Genomic DNA, 9,554 nt, shown 5'->3' with positions numbered 1-9,554 from the left:
GCCCGCTTCCCGCAGCGGCCACTCCGACTTCCCGTCCACTCGCCGGTACGGGGCCGCGCCTACCACGACGGCGGCGCCCGCACCGCTGGCAGGCCGGCCGCATCGTCAAGCCTGCCCGATAGCAACCCGATCGTTGGATGACGTTGCCCTTCCGCGTGTGGAGGATGGCTGTGGTGCGGTGCTGTGGTGGCTCGACCATCGCCGGTGGTCCTGGGGTCCGTCAGCACTGCTTCCGTCGAGCGGAAGAACACGTGGCCGCAGCCGCATTTGGCCGGAAGGATCTCGAGCATGTGTTGTCGTCCAGGGACGGGTGGCCCATGACCGCCGAGGCGCTCACCGCGTACGGCGCCGTGCGTGGCGTGCGCGAGGACGGCCTTGCCGTTTTCCGCGGCATCCCTTTCGCCCGTCCTCCCGTGGGCCCGCTTCGCTTCGCCGCGCCCGAACCGCCGGAGCGGTGGGACGCAGCCCGGCCCGCCACCGCGTTCGGCCCCGCCCCGCCGCAGTCGTCGGCGCTCGCGCCCGGCATCCCGCAGACGACCGGTGACGACTGGCTGACCTGCAACGTCTGGACACCCGATCCGGGTACCGGGGGCCTCCCGGTGATGGTGTGGATCTACGGCGGCGCCTACCTCATCGGCCAGTCCTCCGACCCCGGCTACGACGGCGCGGTGCTGTCCCGCGAGGGCGGCGTGGTCGTGGTGACGTTCAACTACCGCGTGGCCATGGAGGGGTTCGGGCAGATCGAGGGGGCGCCCGCCAACCGCGGCCTCCTGGACCAGGTCGCCGCGCTCGCCTGGGTCCACGACAACATCGCGGCCTTCGGCGGCGACCCGGGCAACGTCACGGTCTTCGGCGAGTCCGCAGGCGCGGGCTCCATCGCGGCCCTGCTCGCGATGCCGCGTGCGTCGGGCCTGTTCCACCGTGCCATCGCGCAAAGCGTCCCGGGCACGTTCTTCTCCCCCGCCTTGGCGGACGACATCAGTGCCGTGATCGCCGCCAAGGCGGGTGTCCGCCCGGTTCGCCAGGCTCTCGCTGAGATCCCTCCCGCCCGTTTGATGGAATCCGTGGACGCCGTAGCCGCCACCATGGCGCGGTATCCGCAGTGGGGACCTGTGGCGCATACCCCGACTCCGTTCTCCCCGGTCATGGACGGCGACGTGCTGCCGCGAACCCCCTGGGCGGCCCTCGCCGCCGGATCCGCCCGGGACATCCCGCTGATCACCGGGCACAACCGTGACGAATACCGCCTCTTCATCGCGATGGGCGGCCTCCTCGGCAAGATCACGGACGAGCGGGCCGCGACCGCCCTGCGCACCTTCGCTCCCGACCCGAGGGCCTACCGCGACGCCCACCCCGGCGCTCCTGCGGAGACCCTCTACGAGCTCGTCCACTCCGACTGGCTGTTCCGGATGCCGACCCTGCACCTCGCCGAGGCTCAGGCCGTTGCGGGAGGCCCGGTGCATCTGTACGAGCTGGCCTGGTCCGCGAACGGTCTCGGTGCCTGTCATGGCCTGGACGTCCCCCTGGTTTGGGGCAACCTCGCGGGTGGTATGGCCGACCTCCTCATCAGGGACGCCACCGCCGCCGACCAGTTGTCGTCGAGGATCCGCCGTGCATGGACGGATTTTGCGGCATCCGGCGACCCCGGCTGGCCCGTCTACGAACCGTCGCAGCGGCTCACTCACGTTTTCGACACATCCCCCAGGATCGCCCCCTATCCGGAGGAGAAGTCACGAAGGCTGTGGGCGGACCACACCTTCACGGCCCTCGCGCTCACCCCCTGACCGGCCCCGGGGGATGGAGGCGGCCCAAGCTTCCCGGGGCCGCGCCCATCCCCCGGACCGGCCCGGCACCTCCGTCGCCGATACGCCCGCTTCCCGCAGCGGCCACTCCGACTTCCCGTCCACTCGCCGGTACGGGGCCGCGCCTACCACGACGGCGGCGCCCGCACCGCTGGCAGGCCGGCCGCATCGTCAAGCCTGTCCGGCTGCCGCAGAAAGTCACCGGCATGCGGTACAGAAGGCTTGGGCACGGACCTCGAAGTCCTCGACCCGAGCTCGCCCACGATCAGCTCCGCCGGCTGGTCAACGCAAGGAAGGGACGCGGCCCGCCTGGAGGGCGGCGACCACGATCATGGGAAAGGCACGGCATGAGCGACAGCGACGCGCAGGCGCGGATACGGGAAATCTGCCTCTCGCTTCCGGAGACGACGGAGAAGCCATTCGGCGGGCACACGGCCCCCTCCTTCAGGGTTCGCGACAAGCTGTTCGTAATGACCAGTGAGGATGGACTCTCGATGACCTTCAAGGCCGGCCCCGGCGTACAGGAGGCCCTGGTGGCGGAGGCCCCTGAGCGCTTCTTCGTCCCGAAGTACGTGGGAAGCAAAGGATGGGTGGGTGCTCGTCTCGACGTCGATCATGACTGGGACGAGATGGCCGAGCTCGTCGAGGACAGCTACCGCCTCATCGCACCGAAACGCCTGGTGAAGCTGCTCGCAGACCGTTAGGCCCCCGTCACCCGCCGGTGGGCGAGTCGAGCCAGGCGGAGAGCCAGTCGTTCCATGGTCGTGTCATCCGGCGTCCACCCCCGGTGAAGCATCGCGGTGAGCAAAGCCTCCAGGTAGGGCGCCGGACGGCGTAAGAAGTCCTTGGTGACGGGAACGATCTCCCATCCCATTTCCCTGGCCAGCCACGCCCGCCGGCGCTCGTCGTGCGCGCGGGCCGTCCGGCCGCTGTGATAGCGCTCCCCGTCGTATTCGACGCCGACACGGAATTCTGGGTATCCGAGGTCGACGTACAGCGATTTCCCATGCGGACCCATGACCGGAACCTGTGCTTCGGGGCGCGGGAACCCTGACTTCACGACTGCGACCCGGACCCAACTCTCACCGGGAGAGGCCGCACCCCGATCGCTGAGGCGGACGACCTCTCGCAGGCGCTTGTTGCCGCGATAGCCCGGGAGAGCACGAGCCATCCCGGTGAGTTCCTCAGCGGCCACACCCCGCCGAAGGAACTGGTCCAGCGCCGCGACCGCTTCGTAGCGAGGCAACCAGCGAGCGCAGTCCAGAGCCGTCCGGGTCAGGGACGTAATCCGAACACCGGCCTCCTCCACCACGTGGTCGGCCGGAATCATCACGCTGTCGGCACCGGCCAACGACGACCCGTTCGAACTCAGCAACGAGGACCGACCCGAGCGGGTACAGGACTCGGCCGACCGGCGCCCAAAGTCGCCAGCGTCGGTGAACGGGCCCGCTGGCACACCGAGTGTGGACGGTAACGAATCAGCCTCCTCCGACGACCGACCAAGCGTCCTCAAGGCGCTGCCCGGCGAGGCCGACGACGCGTCGAATGCCGTCTCGGACGACTCGGATGTGATCGGCACTGCTTCCATCGCGCCGACTGACGCGAGCGGTGACGTCGCGTGCGTGCCGGACGGGTTGCCGGTTCCGGCCGCCATGACCAACTCGATCTCCCAATCGGCCTCGTCCACTCCCGGCGGTAGGACGTCAAGCCCCCAGATCCATGCCGCGGTGCGGCGAACCATCACGACGTCCTCCGGCAAGAGGCTGCTGAGCGCGGCGGCTCGTGCAGCGAGGGAGGCTCCGTTCACGGGGATGCGGTCCACGCCGGTCCCGACGGGGACGATCGAACCGGCGGCCGTTCGCTTCCAGGAGAGGCTGTTTCCGTCCATGGACACCGATGATGGCCGGTCGGACAACGGCCGGTAATGCGGTCGCGACAATGTGGATAACTCTGCATAACCGCAGGTCAGGGCACCAGCTCACAAACGAGCCGCGAGCGGTCGCAAAGCGCGATCCCGCCAGCCTGTTCCCATGCACGTCAAGTCCACCGGACGAGGCGAGGGTGCGCCAGCCGACCCCTTCACCGGCCGACGGCGACAGCGGCCCAGTCGCCAATGCGCTTGATCAGATCCGGTGTTGCGGCCACTTCCGCATGCCCGAACGCCTGTTCCACCCATAGTTCGCGCGGGTCATGCGCGGCTTCGTACAACTGCCGACCGTGTTCGAGGGGGAAGAACGCATCCGCGTCCCCATGGACGATGAGGAGCGGCACCGGAGCGATCTGCCCGACGACCTCATGTGGGGCTTCCGGCACGGGGTCCCACCCGTTGCGGGCGATCCGCGTGCCGCGGGCCAACCTGACGGCCAGTCGGCCGGCCCGCCGTTCGATCGCCCAGTGCACCCGCCGCATCGGCACAGTGTCGCGGTAGTACCAGCGAGCAGGCGCACTTACCGAAACCACTGCGTCGACCCCGCCGTGCAAGGCCGCGTGCCTGATGCCGATGGCACCGCCCATGGAGAACCCCGTCACGACGATCCGCTCGTATCCTCTGCGGCGCGCCGCGGCCACGACCGCGTCGATGTCGAGCACCTCACGGTCGCCGACGGTGGAGCGGCCGCCGGACCTGCCGTGTCCGCGGAAGTCCAGCCCGATGACCCCGCCGTGCCGGTCGAGGACACCGGCGATCCGGCGGAGCGCGGGCTGCCGCCACGAGCATGTGAAACCATGCGCCAGGACGAAGCACAGATCGCCGCCGCCACTCAGCTGACCTGCGTCGATCCGTACGTCGTCGGCGGTGTACAGGGTGAGAGATTCGGGCATCACCACGACTCCATGATCGGGCATCAGGCTGTGATCATGACGGACCTCCTTGATTCGTCCAGAAGCCAGCAAGCGCGCCCTGACCTACGGGAATACCCGCCACCGGAAGATCATCGGCAACTTTTTGAATTTTCCCGGTGCCCACCCGTCGGAGAAGAGGCCCGCCGAACGATGGAGGGGTATGAACCACCCGGGACGGCTACTCCAGCCCGACCCCGGGGCAGCGCTGCTCGATCTCTATGACGCGGCGCTCCCGGAGGTCTACGGCTACCTGCTGTCCCGGTGCGGTCGGCGCGGACTGGCCGAGGACCTCACGGCCGAGACTTTCCTGGCCGCAGTGGAGGCGGTGCGCAAACAGCCGCCTCCGAAGCTGTCGGTCGCCTGGCTCATCGGGGTGGCCCGCCACAAACTTGCCGATCACTGGCGGAAGGCGGCCCGTGAGGAGCGCGGCCTCCAGGTCCTGGACGGGGCCGCACAAGACGTCGTTGAAGACCCCGCGGACGAACGCCTGGACGCGCTTCTCGCCCGCGAGGTCCTCGCCACCCTGGGCGCCCACCACCGGGCCGCGCTGACGCTCCGCTACCTCGACGGGCTGCCGGTCCCCCAGGTCGCCGAACATCTCGGGCGCACTCGCCAGGCCACGGAAGCGTTGCTGGTCCGGGCCAGAGCCGCCTTCCGGAACGCCTACAACGATCACTTTTCACCGGGGACCGGCTCCCCAGGCACGGCGGAGGCAAAGGAGGGCCACGATGACTGATCCGCTGGAGGCTCTCCGCGCTCCGCTCGTCCCTGTCGACCCCGATCCCATCTTCGCGGCGCGGCTGCGTGAACGCCTGCGGCGCGCACTGCTGCAACCCACGGGAGACGCCATGACCACCACCCAGGAGACACCCGCGCAGGTGCGTACGCTCACGCCGTACCTCTGCGTCGACAACGGAGAGCACGCCCTGCGCTGGTACGCGGACGCGTTCGGTGCGGAGCTCCGCGGCGAGCCCATCGTCATGGAGGACGGACGCGTCGGTCACGCGGAACTGGCGCTCGGCGACTCCATCATGATGCTCGCCGACGAGTGGCCCGAGCTCGGCCTGCTCGGCCCCAAGGCGCGCGGCGGCCCGAGCCAATCGCTCTACCTGAAGGTCCCCGACGTCGACGTGGTCTTCTCCCGCGCCGTCGAACTGGGCGCCAGCCCCGACCGGCCCGTGGCGGACTACCCGTACGGCCGCAACGGTGTCGTCACCGACCCGTTCGGTCACCGCTGGATGATCACCACACCGCCCGCGCCCGCCCCGTCCCGCCTGCGCCACGGCGATGTCGGATACGCCTCGATCTGGGTCCCCGACGTCGAACGTGCCGCCGCGTTCTACGGCACCGTCCTGGGATGGCACGCGGTCCCCGGAAGCGACCCGTCCGCCCGCCAGGTCGAGGGCCTGCCCGAGCAGCACATCGGCATGTTCGGCGGGCAGGAGCACCGCACCGCCTACCTGGCCTTCGCCGTCGAGGACATCCACGAGACGCTCCGGCGGATCCGCGACGCGGGCGGCCGTGCCGAAGAACCGACGGAAGAGCCCTACGGCCTGTCCGCCATGTGCACGGACGACCAGGGCATGGAATTCTCGATCTACCAGCCGCCCAGCCCCGTTGAACGCCAGCTCGCGCAAAGGGCCGGGCTCACTCCGCAGCACGGCGAGATCTCCTACCTCACGATCGGCGTCCCCGACATCGCCCGCGCGCATTCCTTCTACAGCACCGTCCTGGGCTGGGAGTTCACCCCGGGTCACACCCCCGGCGGCTGGAGCGTCCAACTAGGCGGCACCGAGATACAGCCGATGACCGGCATGCACGGCGGCACCGAACGCCCCGTCGTGGTCCCGGTGTACGCGGTCGACGACATCCAGTCCGCCGTCTCCCGCGTCCGCGAGGCCGGCGGCACGGCAACAGAACCCGCCCGCCAGCCCTACGGCATCACCGCGCAATGCACCGACGACCAAGGCACCGACTTCTACCTGGCCCAACACTGACCCACCCAGACCACACCCAAAGCCGAAGAGCCGAAGCGAGGCCCCATCAGGCGCGCGGCGTCCACCAACTGCCACCAGGCCCTGTCCAGAAGGAGATCATGCCCATCCGTGGTCGTCGCCGAGTCCACGCGATGCGACCGGCAGCAGCGCCGGTCAACCCGGCGAGCGATCGGCCGCGCCTGACCGATCGCCGCTACAGGCACACGCCTCGCGCCGCCCTCCTCGGCGGTGTCCGGCACCGCCGGGCGGCCGGAGATTCGCCGGCCCACACCGCGTCGAAGCCCGCAGGTGACGGCTCCCCAAGAAGTCCCGGCCTCGCGAGCCACGGCGGCGAGCGGAAAGTTGAGCGGAATTCCGCCGCGCGGTCCCGGGGGTCGGCAGCCGGCCGCGTCGAGGCACGCGAGTGAGGGGCTCCCACCAAGGATCCCGTCCTCGTGGCGCAACGGCTGTGGTAGCCGGGGAGACGATCCGGTCCCAACGTGCCCCGCAGCGATGGCGGGTGCGGGTTGTTCGCCCCTCAATGGCCAGTGGGCGTGGCGTCACGGCGGCGCCTGTAGCGCTAGTGGCGGGCGCGACGGCGCGGGTGGCCGGTTCAGCCATCGCCAGACCGCCATGGTGGCCTGGACGGGGAACATGGTGCGCCGTGCGCTGGCGGCCCGGCGCGGTGGACGCAGGGGGCGGCTATGGGGTGTGGTTCGTCGGTTGGAGGCGGGGCTTTGGTGGAGCTGGATGACGCCGGCCGGTTTTGGTCATGGTAGGGCCGTCCCGCGGAGACGGTTCAGAGCAATGGCGGCCCATTCGCGTACCTTCGGGTCCGGGTCGTTGCTGAGCCGGGTGACGTGCGGAAGTGCTGCAGATTGGGGGGTGTAGCTGAGTGCGGCGAGCGCGGGTATTCGTACCTGCGGGGCGAAGTCGTTCAGGGCGGCGGCCAGCGCGTCCGTTGCCTTCGGGAGTCGCTCGGCGAGTTGGCCGACCGGACCTGCGGCCGCAGACCGGACGTCGGGGTGCGGATCTCTGAGAGCTGCCAGCAGGCGGGGAAGATCCTCCTCGGAGACAATGAAGTCCAGTGCCCAGACGGCGGTGGCTCGCAGGGCTGCATCGTCGGCGTCGACCAAGCCGAGCACTGCCGGACGCGCCCCCACGGGGTCTTGTTGGAGCAGCTCGCAGATGATCGTTGCGAAGGTGTCCTGGTCATCGCCCAGGTTCCGGGCCGAGGCGCGCAGCAGTACCGGCAGCGCATCGAGGCCCGCGATACCAGCCAGAACCTCCCCGATCACGTCGCGTCCGTAGAAGTCCTTCCGCGCCAGAAAGGTGTCCAGATGCGCCTCCAGCTCGGGCACCAGCCCGAGATCGGCGCTGTCGATCAGGGCACCGGTCAACTCGGTGATCTTGTCGAACGAATCGTCATCATCGAAATCCCCGACCTCGTCGGGCCCCTCGCCCGGAAGCAGGCGGATCAGCTGGGCAAGAAGCGACATGGCCCCTCATCCTGCCCGGGACGGCTGATCACGGCTACTCGTCGATGCACCCGGTCTGCAAGATCGCTTTGTAGCGACGGCGAGCCTGTCCTACCTGATCATCGATGTCCGGTTGCGTCCGAGCCGGTTGAGCGCGCACTCCATGGCGTGGCCGCGATAGCCGACCACATCAAATGCGAATGGGCATCCGCCGTTCAAGCCTCGCCGGGCCCGGAAGGCGACCTGGTTCCTCATCTCCGGGATGGTGCACTTGATGGCGCGCCACCGCAGGCAGTTGCCCGGGTGGATGCCTTGTCGGGCCCGGAGCTGGGCGGGTGGCGCTACGCCAAGTTCAGCGACCTGACTGCGAGGGCGAGTGCATCGTTCCGGTGAGCTCGGCCCTCGGAACGCTCTTGGCTGCGCCCAAGCTCAACCGCCTGTTTGCGATGACGTAATTGTTCGGAGATGGTCGGCCTTTGGTTGAGATTTTCGATGACGGTCGTCCTGTCGCTGGTTCGCCAGGGTGTGGGCACGGCTTCGTGCGCGTCGCTGGGGGCTGCTATGCGGGGAGTCGCTGGGGGGCTATGCCGAGGGTGGTTGGACGTCGGAGGGTAAGGCTGAACAGGGGGTGCGCGGGGTACGTAAGCGGGTGTGTTTGGAGGGCTACGGGCTCGGTTGGTGGGGGCGGCGATGATCGTGCGGCTTCCGTGAAGGCGCGCGAGACCTGGCGGGACGGTGAAGAGGGGGCGGGCGGCGTTCCGTTTCCCGCCGAGCGCGGCGCCGGTGACTACGCGCGTCAGACGATGGTGTCGTCGGCGCAAGCGCATGAGCGGGCCGCGCGGCTGCTGGAGCGGATGGCCGACGCCCATCCGGAGGAGGCCGAGTTGCATCGGCAGTCGGCGAGGCGTCATCTCAGGTGGGCCGAGAACGACCGGAGGCTCGCAGAGGAATACGCACCCCGAGGCGGCACCCCCGACGGCCGGTGATGGGGTCCGAGCGAGGGGTGGGTTATGAGCGTCGACCGGGAAACTCTGGCCGCGACCCGGCATTCGCTGCATGGCGTGGCGGAGCTCGTGCTCGCCGGACCGCAGTACAAAGCGGAGCGGAACGATTCGGCTCACGGTCATCGAGGGCGGGTTCGGAACCGTCCGAGAACCGTCCCTGCGGGTGAGCGGGACGGAGCTCGTGGCGGCGACCGGGAAGTACCGTTGACGTCCTCCCCCGCATGAGGGTGGGGGATCCAACCCGGTCCCTACGCAGGCAAGAGAGCAGGTTGAGGTTCGCGGTTCACCGGCCCGCCCAACGGCGTGCCTCCCCGTGCGGCCACCGTGCGTCCCACGGCGGTGTCTCGGATGGTCACCCGGAACAACTTCACCCCGCCGGGCACCGGGCGGGACCAGCGGAACCGCACCCACCCCACCTTCGGAACCCGCACCTCGCCAGTACGGCGCGACACC

The 9,554-nt window shown here is 69.5% G+C and carries 8 protein-coding genes; 5 read left to right on the top strand and 3 right to left on the bottom strand.

The window, feature by feature from the left end; all coding sequences use genetic code 11:
- The first annotated feature begins 317 nt into the window (after positions 1–317).
- Together E1266_RS31775 and E1266_RS31770 are read left to right on the top strand one after the other, a co-directional pair.
- Positions 318–1,784, top strand: a complete 1,467-nt coding sequence (locus E1266_RS31775; protein WP_132053380.1) for a carboxylesterase family protein — start codon at positions 318–320, stop codon at positions 1,782–1,784.
- Positions 1,785–2,149: 365 nt separating this feature from the next.
- Positions 2,150–2,506 (top strand): MmcQ/YjbR family DNA-binding protein, encoded by a 357-nt coding sequence (locus E1266_RS31770; protein WP_132053378.1) that lies wholly within the window; start codon positions 2,150–2,152, stop codon positions 2,504–2,506.
- On the opposite strand, the gene E1266_RS31765 is transcribed toward E1266_RS31770, so the two are convergent.
- Together E1266_RS31765 and E1266_RS31760 are read right to left on the bottom strand one after the other, a co-directional pair.
- Positions 2,503–3,690, bottom strand: coding sequence for a hypothetical protein (locus E1266_RS31765; protein WP_132053376.1), 1,188 nt, complete (start codon positions 3,688–3,690; stop codon positions 2,503–2,505). The two genes, E1266_RS31770 and E1266_RS31765, sit on opposite strands and share 4 nt — an antisense overlap.
- Positions 3,691–3,881: 191 nt before the next feature.
- Positions 3,882–4,622: an alpha/beta fold hydrolase gene (locus E1266_RS31760; protein ID WP_132053374.1), complete on the bottom strand. Its 741-nt coding sequence runs from the start codon at positions 4,620–4,622 to the stop codon at positions 3,882–3,884.
- Between the two features lie 181 nt (positions 4,623–4,803).
- On the opposite strand from E1266_RS31760, the gene E1266_RS31755 reads away from it, so the two are divergent.
- Positions 4,804–5,379, top strand: coding sequence for a sigma-70 family RNA polymerase sigma factor (locus E1266_RS31755; RefSeq protein ID WP_132053372.1), 576 nt, complete (start codon positions 4,804–4,806; stop codon positions 5,377–5,379).
- Positions 5,372–6,640 carry a VOC family protein gene (locus E1266_RS31750; protein ID WP_132053370.1) on the top strand — a complete coding sequence of 423 codons (1,269 nt, stop codon included), beginning with the start codon at positions 5,372–5,374 and terminating at the stop codon, positions 6,638–6,640. The genes E1266_RS31755 and E1266_RS31750 overlap by 8 nt, the downstream gene beginning before the upstream one ends.
- Before the next feature lie 749 nt (positions 6,641–7,389).
- Here the strand turns inward: E1266_RS31750 and E1266_RS31745 are convergent.
- Complete coding sequence (locus tag E1266_RS31745) at positions 7,390–8,118, bottom strand: HEAT repeat domain-containing protein (protein ID WP_132053368.1); 729 nt, start codon at positions 8,116–8,118, stop codon at positions 7,390–7,392.
- A gap of 686 nt (positions 8,119–8,804) precedes the next feature.
- Here E1266_RS31745 and E1266_RS31740 point away from each other — a divergent pair.
- On the top strand, positions 8,805–9,083 hold the full coding sequence (locus E1266_RS31740; protein ID WP_132053366.1) for a hypothetical protein: 279 nt from the start codon (positions 8,805–8,807) through the stop codon (positions 9,081–9,083).
- The last annotated feature ends 471 nt before the right edge of the window (positions 9,084–9,554 follow it).

Origin of the sequence: Actinomadura sp. 7K534 (assembly GCF_004348575.1) — a bacterium.
Classification (GTDB): domain Bacteria; phylum Actinomycetota; class Actinomycetes; order Streptosporangiales; family Streptosporangiaceae; genus Spirillospora; species Spirillospora livida.
This window is presented reverse-complemented; position numbering and strand designations above follow the sequence as displayed.

Excerpts from the sequence above, each read along its gene's own strand:
- E1266_RS31775 (WP_132053380.1), top strand. The coding sequence starts at position 318 with ATGACCGCCGAGGCGCTCACCGCGTACGGCGCCGTGCGTGGCGTGCGC.
- E1266_RS31770 (WP_132053378.1), top strand. The coding sequence starts at position 2,150 with ATGAGCGACAGCGACGCGCAGGCGCGGATACGGGAAATCTGCCTCTCG.
- E1266_RS31765 (WP_132053376.1), bottom strand. The coding sequence starts at position 3,690 with ATGGACGGAAACAGCCTCTCCTGGAAGCGAACGGCCGCCGGTTCGATC.
- E1266_RS31760 (WP_132053374.1), bottom strand. The coding sequence starts at position 4,622 with ATGCCCGAATCTCTCACCCTGTACACCGCCGACGACGTACGGATCGAC.
- E1266_RS31755 (WP_132053372.1), top strand. The coding sequence starts at position 4,804 with ATGAACCACCCGGGACGGCTACTCCAGCCCGACCCCGGGGCAGCGCTG.
- E1266_RS31750 (WP_132053370.1), top strand. The coding sequence starts at position 5,372 with ATGACTGATCCGCTGGAGGCTCTCCGCGCTCCGCTCGTCCCTGTCGAC.
- E1266_RS31745 (WP_132053368.1), bottom strand. The coding sequence starts at position 8,118 with ATGTCGCTTCTTGCCCAGCTGATCCGCCTGCTTCCGGGCGAGGGGCCC.